The sequence below is a fragment of the Chitinophaga filiformis genome (genome assembly GCF_023100805.1).
Lineage (GTDB): Bacteria > Bacteroidota > Bacteroidia > Chitinophagales > Chitinophagaceae > Chitinophaga > Chitinophaga filiformis_B.
Map to the genome: position 1 here is coordinate 2,478,827 of NZ_CP095855.1, position 19,399 is coordinate 2,498,225.

A 19,399-nucleotide genomic window follows, 5' to 3' on the forward strand; every position below is an offset into this window, starting at 1 on the left:
TTACACTTTTCCGCCAAAGACGCTGCCAAAAATGCGTTCGAATAAAGTTTTTTCATCGAGGTGTATCTGAGCAGTACCCTGCATTACAGGCTGCGGCGGAATGTTCTTTTTCTCTGTTGTAATAAGGCTGTTTCCTGGTAGCGCCACAACGGCCTCGTATTCATCCTTCCGCACATTGGGTATGATGCTGGTAACACGCCCTTCCAGCACTCCGAATTCTTCCATGGGATATTTATCGAGATTGATCCTGACTACCTGGCCCACTTTCACCTTATTGAAATTCATGTTCGAACTTTTTAACTGGATTACATATCCCTGTTGCTGACGTATTACCCAAATAGACCATTGCAGTACATTCCCGGGGTGAAGCCGGCTGGTGATATATACCTGCCCGCCTGCAGGCGACTGTATACTGGTCGTTTTCCCTGTTTTTTCATCCTGCCGTACCAGTAACGTGTCGCCCTGTTTTACCCGGTCTCCGTTTGCGGTCCTGAATTGGAAATGCTCATCAGGATATTCCTTTCTGATCACGATCTCGTCCGGTTGCTCCCTGGCAATGATCAACGCCTCCGCATTTACTGTTCTGGGCGAAGGAATAAGCGCACTTACAGCAAGTGATATAAGGGCAATAATGAGCATGCCTGTGAGCCCGAACCTGATCAGCCAATGGGGAATATGACCAATCAGTTCTTCTATTTCCTGGCTGTGTTGTTCTGTATAATTATTTGCTGGCATATGCTGGATTTACTGTTGTGATTAAGCTGCACCCAATTCAATCTGGTTCTTTACTAATTCGAAATAGTATCCCTTCATCGCTGCAAGACTCCAATGATCTCCCTGCTCGACTATCTGGCCGTCTTTCATCACAATGATCTGGTCTGCATTTTTAACGGTACTTAATCTGTGTGCAATAACGATGACTGTTCTCCCTTCATAAAAGCGCGTAAGGTTTTCCATAATTATTTTTTCGTTGTTGGAGTCCAGTGCGCTCGTCGCCTCGTCAAACAGCAGGTATTTGGGATCTTTATATATCGCCCGTGCAATAAAAAGCCGTTGTTTCTGACCGCCGCTTAAACAGGAACCGGTATTACTGACCCTCGTCGTAAAACGAAATGGTAGCTTGTGAATGTATTCATGAAGATTGGCAAGTTTTGCAGCTTCATTTAATTTGTCCATGGATATGGTCCTGTCGTCCATCGCTATATTTCGGGCAATAGTATCATTGAATACGAAACTGTCCTGCATCACAGTGCCGCAATTTGACCGCCAGCCATTGGCCGAAATATCAATCAGGTTGGTACCATCCACCAGGATCTTACCTTCATCTGGTGTATAGAATTTTAACAGCAATTTCATCAGCGTCGTTTTGCCGCTGCCACTGGAACCAACAATAGCCGTAATCTTCCCCTTTGGTATAAATAAGTTGATGTTATCAAGTACGTAGGGTGTGCCGGGTGCTCCGTACCTGAAGCACAGATCTGATATGACAATACCTTCTCTTTTTAACTCCCTTAAGTTGCCATTTGTGGCCTTTTTCGGGATAAGGCCATTTGTTTCGTTCTCTTCTGTTTGCGTTGCTTTCTCTGCATGCCGTTGCTGTAACAAACTATCTTCGTTGATCTCTTCATTGCTCTTATTATGGATCTCTCCAAGACGATCAAGGCTGATCTTTGCGTCCTGTATGCTTCTCACGAAACTGATCAATTGTACCAGCGGACCATTCATCTGCCCTATGATGTATGAAATGCTCAACATTACACCCAGGCTTATTTTCTGATCAATTACCAGCATGGCTGCGGAATAGGAGATCAATATATTTTTTAATTGGGTAAAGAAGGAAGATCCTATTTCCTGGTATTGTTCCAGCGCAAGACTTTTCATGTTGATCGTGAACAGCCTTGCCTGAATGCGTTCCCAATTCCACCTCCGGGCCCGCTGACTATTATAAAGTTTGATCTCCTGCATGCCGGTGATGATCTCAAACAGGCTGTTCTGCGTTTCTCTTGCCCGCTGGAAACGGTTATAGTCGATGCTTTTCCGGCGGTTAAGAAATATGCATATCCATAAAACAGACAATGCGCTGCCAGCAAGAAAGATGAGTAAGAGGTATACGCTGTAGATGGATAACACAAACGAATAAACCAGGAGTGTTACAATCGAAAATAGAGTATTGAGTGTTGAACCGGTCAGAAAGGTTTCAACGCGTTTATGATCGGTAATTCGTTGCGTCAGGTCGCCTACGTTCTTCGATTCAAAGAAACTGATTGGCAGCTTCATGATCTTCAACAGGAAGTTGGAAATGATAGATACACTGATGCGTGTGCTTACATGCAGCAACAGCCAGTTCCTGATAAGATCCACTGCAATAGTGCCCAGGAATAGTATCAGCTGGGATAACAGTATCAGGTGGATAAAGCTTACGTTCCTGGTGTTAACACCGTTGTCAACAAGGCTCTGGGTTAAGAAAGGAAAACATAGTCCGATGAGGTTACCGAGGATAATGCCTGCAAGGATCTGCAAAAAGTACTTTTTGTATGGTTTCGCATATTCAAAGAGAAACCTGAAGCCGTACTTATTGGACTTTGTTGTGTCATCTTTCAGATAGAAATCAGGCGTCGGATCCAGGAACAATGCAACACCTTTGTCGTCTGAACTGATCCAGCATTTGAGGAAGGTACTTTCATCTACCTTGACCAGCCCATGTGCCGGATCTCCAATGAGATATTCCCGCTCTTTACGGATGCCCTTTTTCTTTACAGCATATAACACAACGAAATGTTCCTGCCGCCAGTGCAGCACGCAGGGGAGAGGGGCATCTCGTATAAATTGCTGGAAACTTATTTTTGAGATCATGGTCCGGAACCCGATCTTTTCTGCTGCTTCACAAAGCCCGAGCAGACTTACACCATTTTGCGTAATGTAAGAGTGCGTACGCAGGAAATCCAGCGTGTAGTCTTTCCCATGGAAGGCTGCAATCATTCTAAGGCACGCCGGACCGCAATCCATGAAGTCGTGCTGCTGAAAGTATTTATACTTCTTTTTCACACTATTACTAGTTTAAAACATCATAGTAGTTTTTACAATGGGTTGCTGCGCTGGTAAAATGCGGATGTAAGCCGGTGGTAAGTTTATCCTCATTAAATGGCACTGAAGGGTTATCGATATAATATATCGGAACGTTCCCATAGTAGGATGCCCAACCGCTGAAAGTGCTGGGTGGGGCAAGGATATAATCGCAGTTGGACAATGTATACAGATCAATGATCTCGCTTTTACGGACATAAACGACGGGCAATGAATAGAACTGCTTTACATCTATCACTTCGTCCGAGCAGATAATAAAGACGACGGAGCTATAGCCATAGCCTTCTGTCAATAGCTGCTGCATATCGCGCATGAAACTGCTGTATATGGCATCATCATAGTACCATTTTCCATTCTGATAATGTTTGTAATCTCCACGCCTGATATGCACGCCGATTAATACTTCTCCGAAATTGCGGGCCTTTTGGGTAATGGTATGTATAACATGCGCATATTTTTCCCTCGGTGCAAAGATCTCCCTGATCAGCGGCAGGTGTTTGGACATGTTGCCGGGATCAGTAAATCTCCATCCCTCAACAAACAGCAGCTTCTTCCTGGCTTTTTCAATATATCGTGTGTCGTTAAGATCGTAGTATACACCCTGGTTCACCTGAGCCGGCCGGACAATTGTAATATAATCCAGGTAAGGCAGCTGCTGTGCGCGTCTGCGCAGTTTAAGTAAGGCCCGGGCTCCTGCTATCAGGATAGTGTTAATAACAGGCAATCTTGAAAACCGGAACCGTGCCTTCGTTTGCTTTAATGCATGATTATCATGAATATTGAAGTATTCCTGATACGCAGATGGAAACGATAAGTAGTAAAATTTATAGTCGTATTCAGCCGAATTGACAATGAACGAGCTGATATGGAGCAGTCGGTTGCCCAACTGGCCATTTACGTACAGGTTTATAACCATTGCTATACTATTTTACGTAGTTCTGGTAACTAGTTCTTTACCCTCGATTCTTCCTCACTACGGGGTATATTTAAACTCTTGATAGTTTGGGTTATTTTACGGAGATCAAATTCCAGTCTTACGTCCAGGCTGCGGGAGCCTCTGAACTGGCGAATTGTACTGTAAAATCCATCGGTGCTTTGGGTCAGTCTATCCTTCATAGTCAGGAACATGTCTCTGAACTCTGCCACCAACACAACTTTCTTATTGAAAAATTCCTTTCTGAAACCGGTAGTAACATAGCCTTGCGGCTTGAACTTATAGATATTGTAAACCGCGCTGGAACTGTACATGCCACTCAGTGTCCATATAAAACCAGGCATCAATGTAAATGCGTTGGAAGAACTGATGGTAAAGTTATTTCCCTGGCGGTGATAATTTTTCCCATTCACCACGGTATTGAATTCATCGTTCAACAAATTAGCCGACAACTGTAAGGTATACCATTTGGTCAGCGCCTTTGTATAGCTCAGGTTGTATGACCAGCTCGCCCTGTCGTTGATGTTTTCCATTTTAAGGACCAGTATCTGGGTATCGAAGTCATACACCGGTATCTGGCTGATCAGGTCATTCTTCTTCCTGTAAGACACATTCAGGTTTATATTCTTATAGTTCAGGTTCAGCTCATAGTTGTCAAAAAGCGCCGGTGTCAGGTATGGATTACCTTCAGATCGCGTATACGGACTGGTAATGATCGAAAATGGGTTCAGATCGTTGTAACTGGGACGTTGGAGCTTTCTTGAATAAGACAAATTCATCTGCAAAGCGTTCTTAAATATACCTTTCGATAGATTGACATACGGCAGCCAGTTACTGTACTCGCGGTTAAATTTTTCTTTAGAGAAAATTAATTCACCGGTTCCCTTCGTATACTCATATCTCACACCGGCGTTAACGTTGACAAACTTAAACTCCCTGCCAATATTCACGTACCCCGCAAGTATGTGTTCATCGTACAGGAAGTGGTTGATCCTGGAACTGTCCGGAACATATTTGGTACCAGCCAGCGTATCATAATTGGTATTATTATCAGTCGATGTTGTACTTGCTTTTATACCCGTAGCCAGCGAAAATGTATTCCACAATCTGGTCTTATAGTCCGCGTTCAATGTCAGCAGCTTTATATCAGTGCTCACCTTGTTCCGGATACTTTCAAAGCCATCAGTGGTAGTATTCATAATGTCAATCTGTTGTTCCTGTTCCTGGTCAAACAGGCCGTAGTTCACCTGGGTATTAAACTCGCTACGCTCGTTAATTTTCAACTGGTAGAACAGGTTACCTGCAACGGAAGCATTTCTGGAGGTCATGTCATTATTTCCCGCTATTTGCTGTGGCGTTTCCGCCGGTACCAGCGAAGTTAATACGCTGGCGGAATTTGTATTTTCATGATATTTTCCGTAAAAGGTCCGGAGATCGGCTCCGAGCTTAGACTTGTCATTTAATGTCTTTTCATAGTTCAGTCTTAGCGAATGATTTGTTGGCCGTTGTTTGGAAAAAGACGTTTCTGAATAGCTGTTCTTCGAGTTTCCTGCATCTGTCTGTCGTTGGTTCTCAAAATCCAGGAATCCGTTATATTTTGAAAAGTCATAGTTAGCCTGGAAATAATGTCCGTTACTTTTCTGATGTACATACCCGATTCCCGAATATACCTGGTTATAACGGTTTCTGCCGTATCCGGCGTAGCCGGTAACGTTGCTGCTGTCAACAGGAGTGCCTCTGTTCAACGATATATTAATGATGGCGTTATAATTGCCCTCATATTCGGCGCCCGGATTGGTGATCAGTTCAATCTTCTTTATCTGGCTCGCAGGGATGTTTTTTAGCTCCTGCGTGGACAGCGGGCTTCTTTTTCCATCTATCAGAATAACCGGCTCTACGGTTCCGTTCAGGGTAATTTTATCCTGGGCAACGCTTGTAGAGGGTAGTTTTGAAATCAGGTCCAGTGCGTTAGCCGATGTTTTATATATCTTGTTGGTTGCATCGATGATTAATTTTCCGTTTTCACTCTTCACCGGAATTTGTCCGGTTGATATATTTACTTCTTTCAGGTTGGTAGTACTGTCCTGCAATACAATATCCGGCAGTACCACATTCCGGTCCGAAATGACAACATTGTCTTTTATGAATACTTTATAGCCTACTGAGATGACCTTTAACCTATATATGTGTGCTTGAACTCCTCCAATGATGAATTTTCCTGTGGTATCCAGGCTGGTCCGGTAATTAAGATCTTTGCTGTCGGCTGACTCGAGGAACACTGAACCATACGGAATGGGCAAATGTGCTGTCGAAACTACTGAACCTGTTAACTGTAATCTGGGTTGCTGGATTTCCTGGGCGATACCTTGAGAAAGTTTAAAAATGAAAAGGATAACAAAAACAAAATAGGTTTTCTGTAACATATCGTGGATCGTATTGATTGCCGGATTTAAAGTGCAAACTTGCCTAATAAAGTATATGTGATGTCCGGAGCTGTACTACCAATACTTGAACCATCATGTAAAATGTTTTCGGTCGGTGCAATATATGCCTGGAAAGGTTGAAGCGGTATTCTGACAATTGGATATGTTCCGTAGGTTCTGCAGAAAAGCTGGCTTAGATGCCATTGTGTATTCTTTTGGTTAAAGCTACCTTTCTTGCGTACTATCCAGTCCTTCATTTCGCTTAAGGATTGATTAACAAAAAGGAAGTATCTCTTCTGTGTGCCTAAATTGATGCATAACCTGTTATTTGCATAGCGGGCATTTTCAATCGTGAGATTATCAATGTTGTCAATGTGCAAGCCAGCATATTGCTTTCCTTTAAAGTATTTCGTCGTCGTAGACAGGTTTCCGTCATTTACGGAGAAGAAAGTTTTGGCAATAGAACCTCCTTCTTCCAGAAAATGTGCACAGTACTTGTTGACTAAATTAGCATAATTTTTAAAAAAATCAGCGTTATCTGACTGAATTTTCAAAAAGTGCCGTTTCGAATTGACGGGACCTGTGTTTAGTTCTTCAAACTTTTTCCTGAAAAATTCAGGGAAATCGAATATGTAAATAGTGGATGAGGGAGCAGACTGTGCCTGACCAGCCTTCAGTAAGCTGATCTCTTCATCAGTAACTGTCCGCCATTCATCCGTTGGCCTGAAAGCATTCGTCATATAAGGAATGCCGACAGCAGAGTAGCCTTTGGCAAGTTTACTTCCTGTGGAGATTTCCAACGCGGAATAGATCTCGTCAGATGCAATTATTTTAACGCCTTCTTTTAACATATAAATGATATTTAAATCAGCGAAGATCAGCTTTCGAGTAGCTCATACTTATTGAGCATCTCAAAGACAGTGTCTCTTACATGGGTATATAATTTCTCCAGGTCCCGGCAATAAATGGACGGATTATTGAATCCATTGGAATGCCGGTAGCGATGGGCGATATTTCCACCTCCACAAACCTCTTTTACATAACAGTTATTGCACTGATCGCATAAGTTCGTATGACTGTCATGATAAAGCCTTGCCAGGGGGGAATCCAGTGCATCGTCGAGCGAGTTGGTCCTGATGTTTAAATTGGCTTTCGTAAATCCCTCTCCGCAGATCTTTAAAGAGTCCAGGGTTTCAATACCTCCGTCGGTTTCGATGACCAATACACTGTTATTCTCCTGTCCCATTTCATCCGAGGATGTTGGTTTTCCCAGTATCAGGCTGATAGCATTGCTGAACTTCCTTATCTGTAAGGGCGATACACCCTTTGCATCCCCGATCCACCTGTCAAAGATGCTGATCAGCCAATCTGCATGGGCTGTTAGCTGCGATTGGTGGTGTTTTTTGGATACATGTTCATAATTCAGGTCGGGAAACAGGAAGTCGACCGTCCTGATGCCGGTCGATTTAAAGAAGTCATACATGGCTATTGGATCAGCGTTCACATTTATAACGCACAACAGCTTTGATACCTGGTCCAGACCATTTGTTTTAAGTACGTTGAGCCCTTTTAAGACCCTGTCAAACGTACCTTTGCCGCTATGATCCAACCGGTGTTTATCATGAATTTCCTGGGGGCCATCGAGACTGATGCCAACCCTGATATTATACTTTATAAATAACTGGCACCATTCATCATCCAGGAGTATGCCGTTCGTCTGGAGGGAGAAGTACATCTTTACGACGCCGTTTAAGATCTTTCCCGCTGTTTCTATAAAGTCAATAAAGAATTCCTTTTTAGCCAGCAGTGGTTCTCCGCCATGAAAAATAAAAAAGAACCGTTCCAGAGAATGCTGCTGGCAATGCTCTTTTACTCTCAGCAGTAACATATTGACGGTCTCCGGGCTCATAAACCTGGGCTGTTGCAAATATGTTTTATCATCGAAATTGTACATATAGCAATACGTACAATTGATATTGCATCTGCTCGCAATTTTCATAACCAGCGCAGAACAGTAGGGGGTACCAGGCATCACGTGTGATTTTTGGGTTTAGAAACATTCTTCCAGTTCTTCGAACGACAGCTGTTCATAGGGAATAGGGCCATTCATATATGAGGCTATTTTGTCAATCACCCTGTTACGGATATGATTGATGATTTTCATCAGATCCCTGCAATAGATAGACGGGTTATCAAATCCATTATCTGCGCTGTACCGGTGAGGGAGATATCCTCCGCCACAGATGTCCTTAACGGGGCATCGCTGACATTTCTGGTGCAATGTAAGATGGCTTTGATTGTACAGCTTAATAAGGTCCTTTTCAAAGGCTTCCTCAATATCGTGCGTCCGGATATTTACGCCCTGTTTAGTAAAACCATCTCCGCAGATCTTCAGCACATCTACCGGCTCAATATTGCCGTCTGTTTCTACAACCAGCACCTGGTTCTCATGGTTACCCAGAAAATCGCTCGATTGGTAATTGCCAACAATACCATGCGAAATGTTCTCAAACAAGCGAACATTCGGCTTGTATTCATTCTCATCGAAATACCACGCATCGTAGAACCTGATCAGCCAGTCTGCGTAATCGGTCTTCGTTGTCCATTCATATTGTTGATATGGACTAACATAGTTGGAGTCAGGCAGTAACAGATCGAGATATAATATGTCCAGTTGCTTGTAATGTTGATAGAGCGCCACAGGGTCAGCTTCCAGGTTAACAACCGTCAAAATGCCTCCGTTTAAATGATGCCCGGAGTTCTGCAGGGTCCTGATACCGCGCACTACATCCTGATAGCTGCCTTTGCCATTATGATACACCCTGTTCCTGTCATTGGTAGCTTCGTCTCCATCCAGGCTGATACCAACCGTGATCTTTTGTTCGTCCAGGAAGTCGCACCATTCCTGTGTTAACAAAATACCGTTTGTTTGCATGGTAAAACGTACCTCGATCCCATAAGAGGAAAAGGTGTCTCTTGCGAATGTGGTGAATGCTCTGAAGAAGTCGATACCGGCCAGTAAAGGTTCTCCTCCATGAAAACTCATATAGAATTTCTTGAGGCCCTTTGAGTGTGCATGCATGGCTGCTTTTTGGACAGTCGCGTGGACAACCTCGTCGGACATGACTTTGGGCTGGCCTTTATAACTCATGTCTCCGAGATTATACATATAGCAGTAGGTACAGTTCAAATTACACCTGCTTGCTACCTTAACTACTATATAAGAGCAAGTAGCCATATATCAATAGATTTAGAATGATGGGTAACAATTAATAGAATCAATATACTGGCTATTTCATGTCCCTGCCAGTTTTTTAGATTAGTTTCATCATTTAATAGACGAATGATTAAAATGTGCGGCAATAATTTAAAATGACGAAGTAAGGGTGCGGAAAAGACGCCTGTGCTCATTCAAACCATAAACCGCAGGACCTTGCATACTGTTCACTTCGCCGCCGCCGCCGGATAACGAACGATTGTGCAGAACAATTTCCCGCCTGATAAAAAAGCGGCTATATTAATGTTGAAGAGTACCCGGAAAATTAGACACTTCCGGGTGCTTTTCAACATTAATATAGCCGCTTTTTTATTCGGATTCTTGATGGGGTCAGGTCGTCATTTGATTACTTCCACGAACATTCGTTTATTTTTGATACATGCGGTTTTTATTGTTACTGATCTATTCTCAATAATTAATCAGGTACGACACTCGACCCTCATGGTTAAGGGACATTCAGTTAGCCAAGGCGAACTATTCACAATAACCTGCTCTGGGGTTTGTATTGTTACTGCACTGGAACTGATACTTGCTCTGCGGATATTTGGGCGCAGGATTATCTGTTACTTCCAGCGGCGGCATGGTTTGCCCATTGTAGGAAGGCATGGTGATTTGAGCAGCAGAACCATTTCCCAAAGCAACGTTTTTAGCATTCGCATTACCATTGAAACTATAATCTATCATGGCATCCAGCAGGCGGTACACACCGTAATAATCTAGGGCATCGTACGCTTGGCGGGAGCTGGGAAGGACGTGGTCAGTTACATAATTATATTTATTGATAGTGGAAGACTTAAAATAAATAAAATCCTTCTCACTGTTTGCGATATTGATATGTTTGTAGATGTCAATGGCCAGGCGGTGGTCATTCACATCATCTTCATCATACACTTGTGTGATCATTTTGGTATTGGAGGGGAAGTTTTGCAATTGCTGTTCAGTGGTCAGGTTACTGTTCCAGTTAAACGCGTACCAGGGAGCCATCGTAAAGAGAAAGCGCCCGTTTTTCCCCCACTGCCTTTCGGTAAAGGCTTTATAAGCGAGGTCAATGCTGGCTCCCCCGCCAAAAGAATGCCCCATAAAACCCACTTTAAGTGTATCGATGATGTTTGGATAGTTTTTCGCTGCTTTCACAAATCCTTCCCAAAGTGTCTGGTAACGATGATCTACACTGATGTCAAGGGTGCGGTATGGAACGAAGACAACTACATAACCCTTCTTTGCAATAAAGTTATACAATCCCATGTTGTAGTCTTTGCTCTCTCCTCCATATGGATGCGAGAAAAATATGGTGGGTTTGGGCGAGGAAATACCTTTCGGATAGAAGATGGACACCTCTGTCCCTGCATACTGTGGGTTGGCAAAATCAATCTCGGCAACATCATAGTTTCCGTCAGATCCGTAACCGGATACAGGTTTTTGAATCGGCCCCTGGAGGCTGCTATCTGCCTGTGAATCCAGTGTTATGGATTCCTGATCGTTTTTGGAGCAGGCTGACATTGCAATTAGCATTATTGCAGGCAGAAACAATCGCTTTTTCATTGTTCTTTATTTTAAGGCTTTCAAAATTTGTTATTTGAGTTTCCGATTTATACAACAAATGTATAATATCTGAGTTGTCATTTTGGTAAAAAGCTGGTGAGCCTGCCGAATTAGGGGGTGAAATACATTACCTGTCCGGTCGTTAATGGACAAATAGTATCGTATATAGCTGAGAAAGAAGGAGTTTAGTTGTAGCGCTCATTGCTTAAAGTATTATCAGCAACCTTGCAAAGGGGAATAGGGAAGCGGTTAAGCATCAATGTCAGCAAATATCGCTTATACCCTGACTGGCAATTGTGAGATAAGCTGAAAAGCGAACCGGATGAATTCCTGTAACCTGCAGGTGTAGCTATGCTAATCCCTCGCGCTTTTGTAATTCCGTCGGAGCGTAGCCAAAGTGTTTTTTAAAAGCGAAAGAAAAGTGCGAAATATTTTCGAAGCCTGCCTCGATATAGACATCTACAGGTTTCCTCTTTTTCACAGATAGCTGATAATGGGCCAATTCCAGCCGCTTTTGCGTTAACCATTTCTGTGGTGATATATGAAAGGCTTTTCTGAAGTCGCGGTTGAACGTTGCAATGCTGCGACCTGTCAGATAGCTGAACTTTGTCAATGGCATATTGAACATGTAGTTCTTTTCCATAAATTCTGCAAGATTGATCTTGCCAGGTTCCGAAAAATCCGCCAGTATGCTATCTGCATCTTTGTCCAGTGTGCGGAGAATACTAATGCCTTCTTCAATTTTCAGCGAGACAATTTCCTCCGGCAGGCTGCTTGTCAGCTCGAAATAAGGAGCCATTGAAGCAAAATAACTGTCCAATAACGGATGGCTTTCAAACGTCTTTATCTTTTGGACAGATGCAGGCGAAACCTCCGGACTTTTATGGGAATAATATGTTTTAAGGCGGTCCGGTTTAAAAGTAACTACAATTGATTTGTAAGGTCGTCCGTCTTTAGGCCGTTTGATGACCGCACACAATTGATTGCGTGGTACTAACAATATATCCCCTTCGCCGAGCGTATAGGATTGTCCGGCCTGCACGATTTTCATTTCACCGGAGAATATCCGCATGAGTGTATGGTATTCCGAAACGACTTCCGCTTTGAAGAACTTTTCGTCCACGCAGGACACCAATATCTCAGCATACTTATTTTCTATTGCTTCGGACATAACTCAAATTTACAAAAACGGACGACCACTTTTATTAGCCTTTCAGGAAATCAGGCAGTATCATTCTGTTTTGGAAGTCGGTATAAGTAGTCACATCTTTCCAATTTTCTGCGTCCTGCCAGGTCTTTTGGCTTCCTTGTTTGATCAGGTTGTAGGCATCGCTTCCTATCAGGATATGAGGTGGGAGCTGGTCGGTTTCGGCTACTCTCAGCACAACCTGGGCTACCTTTTCCGGATCACTGTTTTCATTCCCCCAATAATTTTCAAGGAACTTAATAGTGGCGCCTACTGTTGGTTCATATTCGGGCAATAGTTTAACCGTATTGCCAAAAGCACGCTTTCCCCAATTCGTCCTTATTCCTCCCGGCTCCAGGGCGGTCACTTTTACGTTGAATGCCGCAGTTTCCTGAGCCAGGCTTTCAGTGAAGCCTCCAACTGCCCATTTGGCCGCATGATAGGCCGCATTGCCAGGCGTTGCTGTTCTTCCGCCGGCAGAAGAGATCTGGATGATATGTCCGCTCTTTTGCTTGCGCATAAAAGGCAGTACTTCACGGGTGAGTGTAACCACGCCAAAGAAGCAGGTCTCTACCAGCTGTCTGAATTCTTGCGCAGGTACCTGTTCAAAAGGCCTGTTATCACCATACCCGGCGTTGTTCACCAAAACATCAATATACCCGAACTGTTGTACTGCCATATCTACCACATTTTTCGCCTGACCTTCATCGGTAACATCCAGTACCGCAGTAAGTACCTGGCTACCATACCGGGATGCCAGATCTGCTAATTGTTCCTGTTTGCGTGCAGTTGCCACGACGATGTGCCCTGCTTTTAAAGCTGTTTCCGCGATGTTTTTTCCAAGTCCATTACCACTGCCGGTAACCAGCCATACTTTTTTTCTTGTTTCCATATGCTTAAACTTTTGATAAACAAAGGTATTCGGCTTATGGCGATGGTCTTTTGTTCAGCGTATCAATTTCGCTTTGTTCAGTATATCAGGCATGTGTTGGCTGGCGTTAAACTGTTGTGATATTGACATGTCATTTTTTCAGTGTGTTTAGTTTCATGCTGTTCCGGATCAGCCCTGCAACGATGAGCGCTGTTGACTTAATTGGAATATTGACGTTGCGTGGTGTCGCTATTGCGCTACTATCAGTGTCAGGGAATACACTGACACTCTCAACCTTGCAACCTGAACAGATAGGTCAGGGTATAGCAATAAATAATGTTATTAAACAGCTCGGGCTGGCCTTGGGTGTTGCATTGTCTTCCTTTTATACTAACTAACACGCTTTTTCAGGTAATTCAGCTTAAAAGAATTTCTGATTTGTGGAGAAGGCAGTGACCTTATCTGAAAAGGGAGCTTCTGCAAAGGAGAGTCATTCCCGTACCAGACATACAGGAAGGGTAGTAAGGCATACTAAAAGCCCGGCAGTACCACCAGGCCTTTTAGCATGCATACCTTTTATTGTCGTACGAATTCCTTCACCAGTACCATCATACAATTCGTCGTCGATCGCAACCTGATCTGCTTCACAGGCTGATATTCCGGATCTGCATAACAAGCCAGTGCCGCTTCCTCAGAAGGAAACCGGATGATCGCGTTCATCGTCTTCGCCACGCCTTCCACTGCGATAGCATGGAGGTCGGACGCAAGTACCTCTGCTCCATATTTCTGCAGTAACAGATACACAGGCGCCGCATAATTAGCATACTCCTCCATATCAGTGATATCGTAACTATTGATATAATAAACAACCATAATTAAAAGATATATTCTGGTGGAGTAATGCCTTTGCAACGTAAATAAGTTGTTGCCTGCCCCCTGTGATGTGTGATATGATCTAATGTACCAAAGTATCCGACGATAGCCGCTTCATCTTCCGCTATCTTATCCACTGTGTTTTCCAGCGCAGCGAAGGCCGTTTCAAGCCAGGCGATGGTTGCATCTTTATCTGCAGTTACAGCGGGCGGTTCCCAGGCTGGTTCTTCCTTTTCGATCAGTGTTGCTTTAAACCAATAGATGCCGTAACCAATATGGTGCATCAGTTCACGGAAACTCCAGACTTCTTTCGCTGGCTTAAAATCATAGTGTGCGGATGGCATCCCCTTAGCCACTGCCAGGGTGTAAGTTTTTGAATTTTCCAGTTTGGCCAGTAATTGCTTTTTCATACAATGTTTATTTTGATAAGCAAAGCTAAAAAGCGTTCCTGGCGCTGACTTAAGACATCTTGCTGTTTTTCATAACCGCAATTGGGAGGGTGCTTTCCCGTATATGTTCCTATACGAAGCAGAGAAATGCTCCAGGCTGTTGAAACCACAGGAGAAGGCTATATCAGTGATGGGCAGATGGGTGTTCCTGATCAGCAAAGTGGCTTGCGCCAACCTCACCTTTAACAAATAGGTATAAGGTGTAACGCCGGTTAACTGTTTAAACAGGCGACTGAAATGAAAGGGGCTCAGATGACTAACACCTGCCAGATCAGTTAGTGAAATATCATCTGTAAAACGATCATTAATATAATACTTTACCGACTCAATGACCGGCAGATAAAACTTCTTTTGTTTATAGTTCAATACAGGAAGCATCTGTTGCGGATCGCCCGTCGATACTACCATTAACAATAGATTAGTAACCAACTGCTCTATGAACAAGGTATCATGACGTGGTTTCGCCAGTTCGCGAAAAATGATATGATGCAGATGCTCCGTTTGCGGAGTGGCCTTTATTAAAACCGACTGTATATCCGGGTTATTGAAAAACCAGGAGAACTCACTTGTCTGAGATCTGAACGAATCCAGGTTCTCTGCAGGCAAGGAAAAGATAGTACACTCATCAGGAAGATCATGCGCATGTCCCACCCGGTGTTCGTATCCCGGTTTACAAACCAGGAATAAGCCATGATGCGCATCCAGGTCATTTCTGAATACTTTAAATTCGAAATTCCCTCTGCGTACATAAGCAATGGAAAACGTCTCCTGTGATTCTTTTTTGGATACCGTACACTCCGTGCAGCGACATAGAAAATTATGCACCGTACACAATTGTGACTCGTAAAGTGTGGAAATATCTGCCTGCATAGCTATTGTAATATACGACAAAGTAAAGTGGCAGGAGTGACAACCCTATGTCAACAGAACATCCGCCGCAGCAAAAATATTACAAAATCAAAGGGAAATATGAGGTGAATAGTTACCATTTAAGTATGACCGGAATCAAACCTGCGTTCCAACTACTCATTAAATATATCTATTAAAAAATAAGGCAGACGGCCTAATAAAAAAAATTTTACTTACAATCGCTTTTCTCTACATTTGGATACCTGTCGATGTAAACGGATTATTACAATTTCCAAAATTTAAGACTAGTTAAAACTTTAGAGTGCTTATTGTGTGAGCAATTACAGGCACGGTCTGTTTTATTGCTGCACCATTAGTATCCTGTTCGTTGTTCCATCAAAACCATTATTGTTAAGCAATGAAATCCCTTAATGATGGCCCTTCAAAGTACCCCAATGTTGAATTGGCATTTGCTCTACACGCGTCCGCGATTTGAAGCAAAGCTGAAAAGAGAAATTACCGATCTGCAATACGAATGTTATTTGCCGATGCGGACCGTTACCCGTAAATGGAGTGACAGGATTAAAAAATTAAATGAGCCCTTATTTCCCGGCTATGTGTTCGTAAAAATTCCAAGGAAAGACCGATATCGCATATTGCTGCTGAGCGGTAGTGTCGGATTTGTATCGTTTGAAGGCGAACCTGCTATATTACAGGAAAAACTAATTGAAGATGTGCGCAGACTTGAAATGCATGATACGGAGTCTATTCCGTACTATTCTACGGGTGAGAAAGTGATAATCACGCAAGGTGCATTTGCAGGATTCGAGGGAGAATTGATACGCATACAATCAAAACTGAAAGTAGTAATAAAGATATCTCCCATCAAACAGGCGCTGGCCGTGGAGGTTGACAGTTCATGTATCAGCAGGCTGGTCTACTAGTAAAGATTTTTTTTGAAACTATAAAAAATTATCTATTTTAGGAGCCGCAAGAATAGTTAACCGAGACGTTAGAATAAGCATCCACCAACATTTTCAGCCTATCATAGAACTAATTGTGACTCATGTTCCTGTGACTTGATTGGGCGAAGCCGTGTTAGCCAAAGAAACCAGGAGTTAAGTACACATAACTAATACGTAGAAACACAGTGAACATACTGTATAAATACGCATAATTCAGGTATATATATCACCGCGCGTTGTCCCGCCACCAGTCACACGTTTTTTGATATTGTATCTACCGTTTATAACCAATTCGAAGGTAAATGCTCAGAAATTATTTCATTATCGCCTGGCGGAATCTGCTCAGACATAAGGTATTCTCTTTCATTAACATATCTGGCTTATCAGTGGCAATTGCAGCCTGTCTGCTGATTCTTCAGTATATCCTGTTCGAGTTTAGCTATGATAAATTCCACACACGGGCGAATGCTATATACCGCGTAAAACAGGAGCGCTATCAGGATGGCGCACTGGCAGAACGCTCTGCCAGGAGCTTTTCAGCGCTTGCCGATGCCATGAAAAGCGATTTCCCGGAGGTGCATAACGCTACTACCTGCTTCCCGCTCGAATGCATTGTATCTGCTGCGGAATCGGAAAATATCACCCGCTCCTACAAGATGCCCCGCGTATTGTTTGCGAGTGCATCATTTCTCAAGATCTTCAATTTCCCTATCATCAAAGGCCGCGATGCCCTGGATGAACCAAATTCACTCATCCTCACAGCATCTACAGCAAAACGTTTTTTTGGTGATGCAGATCCGATCGGTAAGAAACTAAGGGTCGTGAATTTTAACCAGGGAACGGATATAGACGGCTTCGTAAAAGGCGTATGCAGCGATATTCCAGCTAACTCGCATCTGCAGTTTGAAATGCTGGTGTCCACCAATCCTAAAGATGTTTCCTGGACCTATGCAGACAATTACACCTATGTTGAATTGAACGACAACGCGAATGCAGAACGGCTGGAAAGCAAGCTGCCGGCCTTCCTCGCAAAATATACCTCCAACCTTACAGGTAGCAACAAAGTAAAGCTGGGCTTACAACCGCTTACACAGATACATCTGTATTCAGATCTCACGGGTGAACCTACCGTTAGCGGTACGGGTAAACTGGTATGGTTCATGGTATTGATCGCCGTACTGATCCTGATGATTGCATACATCAACTACATCAATCTCTCCACTGTGAAAGCCATGGAACGTGCACGGGAAGTGGGATTGAGAAAGGTGTTCGGCTCAGAGCGTATCACTTTAATGAAGCAATTCTTCTTTGAATCTTTACTGCTGAACTTCGTCGGTATCGTTATCGCTATACTTATCGCATTGTTCTGCCATGAACTGTTTAACCAGCTGGCAGGCGTGGATATACCTATGGGCTTCTGGACCAGCTACTGGTTCTGGCTGGCCTTCCTGGTATTACTGCTCGGCGGTGCATTGGTATCAGGGATCTATCCGGCTTATCTCTTGTCCGGTTATCAGCCCGTACAGGTACTGAAAGGAAAATTGCCGCTCACAGGCGCCGGTATCAGCATCAGGAAGATACTGGTCGTATTCCAGTTCGCGGTATCTATTGCACTGATCATTGGTACCTATGCCATATCACGGCAGGTAAATTACATGCGGGAAACGAATCTTGGCATGAATATCGACCAGACCCTGATCGTTGACGCACCTGCCAATAAACTGGAATCGCAGGGTGGACAGAACTTTTACCAGCGTATCAATACTTTCCGTACGGCCCTGTTACAATCGCCCAATATCAAAAGCGTGACAGCTGCTTCCAGCATGCCCGGACTGGATATCTTGTGGAACAGGCCTTATCAGCGCAGAGACGACGTATCTGCCAATAAGGGGAACATGTATGCCACCTTCTCTATCGGACCAGAGTTCATCAATCAGTTCGACATAAAGGTCATTGCGGGACAACAGTTCTCTATCACACCCGATCAGATAACTGACAGCGCAAAGGCCACCATCCCTATTATGATCAATGAATCGGCGGTGAAGGCTTTTGGTTTTCAAAGTGCGAAAGATGCAGTAGGGAAGATCCTGATCGACAAAAATGGCTTTGGCGTTACGTTCGAATATGAGATCGTAGGCGTGCTGCAGAACTTTCATCAGAAATCACTGAAAGAATCTTTTACACCCATCGTATTCCGCCTGGAAGATGGTTCGAGCATAGAATATTACGCAGCCAAAGTAAGTGCTGCCAACATAGAGAAAACCATCGCATACATCGAAAAGAGCTATAAGGAACTATTTCCCTCCAGCCCTTTTCAATATGCATTCCTGGACGAGTTCTTTGACAGGCAGTATCGTACTGATGTGCGTTTCGGAAAGATATTCGGTCTCTTCTCCGGTTTCGCCATCTTTGTTGCCTGTCTCGGCCTCCTGGGGCTATCACTGTTTACCAGTATGCAAAGAACAAAAGAGATCGGTGTGAGGATCACCCTTGGCGCGTCAGCCGTCAGCATCTTTGTGTTACTGGTGAGGGACTTTATGAAACTGATACTAATTGCATGTTGTATTGCATGGCCATTGGCATGGTGGGGGCTATACCAGTGGTTGCAGCATTATCCCTTCAGGATTGGCATCAGCCCTTTATTATTTTTTATTCCAACTTTTATAGTGCTTTTCATTGCGCTGTTAACAGTCGCCTTTCACACATGGAAAGCCGGAAGATTGAATCCGATTAAAGCCTTAAAGTATGAGTAAGAAAAGATTGTTTATGTCCTAGAGCAAATCGATGACCCCAAATAGCTTCCTGGCTGATCATTCCTTGCCGGGGAGTGAGTGTTATTTCCTGTTTTGATGTAGAACACAGCGGGCCGCAAGGTCTGCAGCATTGCTGTTTGGCTGCCCTTCCAGGGCGGTCTGGCGGAGCTATTTCGTTTTCAAAAAATATACT

15 protein-coding genes are annotated in these 19,399 nt (G+C 43.6%); 2 read left to right on the forward strand and 13 right to left on the reverse strand.

The features are described 5' to 3' along the window. The 13 genes from MYF79_RS10305 to MYF79_RS10365 all read right to left on the reverse strand — a co-directional run bounded on the left by MYF79_RS10305 (position 1) and on the right by MYF79_RS10365 (position 15,509). Positions 1-735, reverse strand: coding sequence for a hypothetical protein (locus MYF79_RS10305; protein ID WP_247813789.1), 735 nt, complete (start codon positions 733-735; stop codon positions 1-3). A 21-nt stretch (positions 736-756) separates the two neighbouring features. Next, entirely contained in the window at positions 757-3,045 is a 2,289-nt protein-coding gene (locus MYF79_RS10310) for a peptidase domain-containing ABC transporter (RefSeq protein ID WP_247813790.1), read from the reverse strand. 7 nt (positions 3,046-3,052) lie between these two features. Beyond that, complete coding sequence (locus MYF79_RS10315; RefSeq protein WP_247813791.1) at positions 3,053-4,000, reverse strand: alpha-1,2-fucosyltransferase; 948 nt, start codon at positions 3,998-4,000, stop codon at positions 3,053-3,055. Between the two features lie 29 nt (positions 4,001-4,029). After that, complete coding sequence (locus tag MYF79_RS10320) at positions 4,030-6,441, reverse strand: outer membrane beta-barrel protein (protein WP_247813792.1); 2,412 nt, start codon at positions 6,439-6,441, stop codon at positions 4,030-4,032. A 26-nt stretch (positions 6,442-6,467) separates the two neighbouring features. Continuing rightward, positions 6,468-7,292 (reverse strand): hypothetical protein, encoded by an 825-nt coding sequence (locus MYF79_RS10325; protein WP_247813793.1) that lies wholly within the window; start codon positions 7,290-7,292, stop codon positions 6,468-6,470. A 26-nt stretch (positions 7,293-7,318) separates the two neighbouring features. Then, entirely contained in the window at positions 7,319-8,395 is a 1,077-nt protein-coding gene (locus MYF79_RS10330; protein WP_247813794.1) for a radical SAM protein, read from the reverse strand. Positions 8,396-8,491: 96 nt separating this feature from the next. Continuing rightward, on the reverse strand, positions 8,492-9,679 hold the full coding sequence (locus MYF79_RS10335; RefSeq protein WP_317233111.1) for a radical SAM protein: 1,188 nt from the start codon (positions 9,677-9,679) through the stop codon (positions 8,492-8,494). Between the two features lie 513 nt (positions 9,680-10,192). Then, positions 10,193-11,260: an alpha/beta hydrolase gene (locus tag MYF79_RS10340; RefSeq protein ID WP_247813796.1), complete on the reverse strand. Its 1,068-nt coding sequence runs from the start codon at positions 11,258-11,260 to the stop codon at positions 10,193-10,195. Positions 11,261-11,609: 349 nt separating this feature from the next. Further along, a complete protein-coding gene (locus tag MYF79_RS10345; RefSeq protein ID WP_247813797.1) occupies positions 11,610-12,431 on the reverse strand; it encodes an AraC family transcriptional regulator in 822 nt (273 codons plus the stop codon). Positions 12,432-12,465: 34 nt separating this feature from the next. Beyond that, on the reverse strand, positions 12,466-13,338 hold the full coding sequence (locus tag MYF79_RS10350; protein ID WP_247813798.1) for an SDR family NAD(P)-dependent oxidoreductase: 873 nt from the start codon (positions 13,336-13,338) through the stop codon (positions 12,466-12,468). A gap of 555 nt (positions 13,339-13,893) precedes the next feature. Then, positions 13,894-14,190, reverse strand: coding sequence for a DUF1330 domain-containing protein (locus MYF79_RS10355; protein ID WP_247813799.1), 297 nt, complete (start codon positions 14,188-14,190; stop codon positions 13,894-13,896). 2 nt (positions 14,191-14,192) lie between these two features. Beyond that, on the reverse strand, positions 14,193-14,600 hold the full coding sequence (locus MYF79_RS10360; protein WP_247813800.1) for a DinB family protein: 408 nt from the start codon (positions 14,598-14,600) through the stop codon (positions 14,193-14,195). Between the two features lie 69 nt (positions 14,601-14,669). Then, positions 14,670-15,509: a helix-turn-helix transcriptional regulator gene (locus MYF79_RS10365; RefSeq protein WP_247813801.1), complete on the reverse strand. Its 840-nt coding sequence runs from the start codon at positions 15,507-15,509 to the stop codon at positions 14,670-14,672. 434 nt (positions 15,510-15,943) lie between these two features. On the opposite strand from MYF79_RS10365, the gene MYF79_RS10370 reads away from it, so the two are divergent. Next, on the forward strand, positions 15,944-16,432 hold the full coding sequence (locus MYF79_RS10370; RefSeq protein WP_247813802.1) for a UpxY family transcription antiterminator: 489 nt from the start codon (positions 15,944-15,946) through the stop codon (positions 16,430-16,432). A gap of 323 nt (positions 16,433-16,755) precedes the next feature. Continuing rightward, positions 16,756-19,206 (forward strand): ABC transporter permease, encoded by a 2,451-nt coding sequence (locus MYF79_RS10375; RefSeq protein ID WP_247813803.1) that lies wholly within the window; start codon positions 16,756-16,758, stop codon positions 19,204-19,206. The last annotated feature ends 193 nt before the right edge of the window (positions 19,207-19,399 follow it).

What these genes read in the sequence shown, in the direction of transcription:
- MYF79_RS10335 (WP_317233111.1), bottom strand. Translation starts at nt 9,679, where the DNA reads ATGGCTACTTGCTCTTATATAGTAGTTAAGGTAGCAAGCAGGTGTAAT.
- MYF79_RS10350 (WP_247813798.1), bottom strand. Translation starts at nt 13,338, where the DNA reads ATGGAAACAAGAAAAAAAGTATGGCTGGTTACCGGCAGTGGTAATGGA.
- MYF79_RS10355 (WP_247813799.1), bottom strand. Translation starts at nt 14,190, where the DNA reads ATGGTTGTTTATTATATCAATAGTTACGATATCACTGATATGGAGGAG.
- MYF79_RS10360 (WP_247813800.1), bottom strand. Translation starts at nt 14,600, where the DNA reads ATGAAAAAGCAATTACTGGCCAAACTGGAAAATTCAAAAACTTACACC.
- MYF79_RS10320 (WP_247813792.1), bottom strand. Translation starts at nt 6,441, where the DNA reads ATGTTACAGAAAACCTATTTTGTTTTTGTTATCCTTTTCATTTTTAAA.
- MYF79_RS10340 (WP_247813796.1), bottom strand. Translation starts at nt 11,260, where the DNA reads ATGAAAAAGCGATTGTTTCTGCCTGCAATAATGCTAATTGCAATGTCA.
- MYF79_RS10345 (WP_247813797.1), bottom strand. Translation starts at nt 12,431, where the DNA reads ATGTCCGAAGCAATAGAAAATAAGTATGCTGAGATATTGGTGTCCTGC.
- MYF79_RS10315 (WP_247813791.1), bottom strand. Translation starts at nt 4,000, where the DNA reads ATGGTTATAAACCTGTACGTAAATGGCCAGTTGGGCAACCGACTGCTC.
- MYF79_RS10305 (WP_247813789.1), bottom strand. Translation starts at nt 735, where the DNA reads ATGCCAGCAAATAATTATACAGAACAACACAGCCAGGAAATAGAAGAA.
- MYF79_RS10365 (WP_247813801.1), bottom strand. Translation starts at nt 15,509, where the DNA reads ATGCAGGCAGATATTTCCACACTTTACGAGTCACAATTGTGTACGGTG.
- MYF79_RS10325 (WP_247813793.1), bottom strand. Translation starts at nt 7,292, where the DNA reads ATGTTAAAAGAAGGCGTTAAAATAATTGCATCTGACGAGATCTATTCC.
- MYF79_RS10375 (WP_247813803.1), top strand. Translation starts at nt 16,756, where the DNA reads ATGCTCAGAAATTATTTCATTATCGCCTGGCGGAATCTGCTCAGACAT.
- MYF79_RS10370 (WP_247813802.1), top strand. Translation starts at nt 15,944, where the DNA reads ATGTTGAATTGGCATTTGCTCTACACGCGTCCGCGATTTGAAGCAAAG.
- MYF79_RS10330 (WP_247813794.1), bottom strand. Translation starts at nt 8,395, where the DNA reads ATGTACAATTTCGATGATAAAACATATTTGCAACAGCCCAGGTTTATG.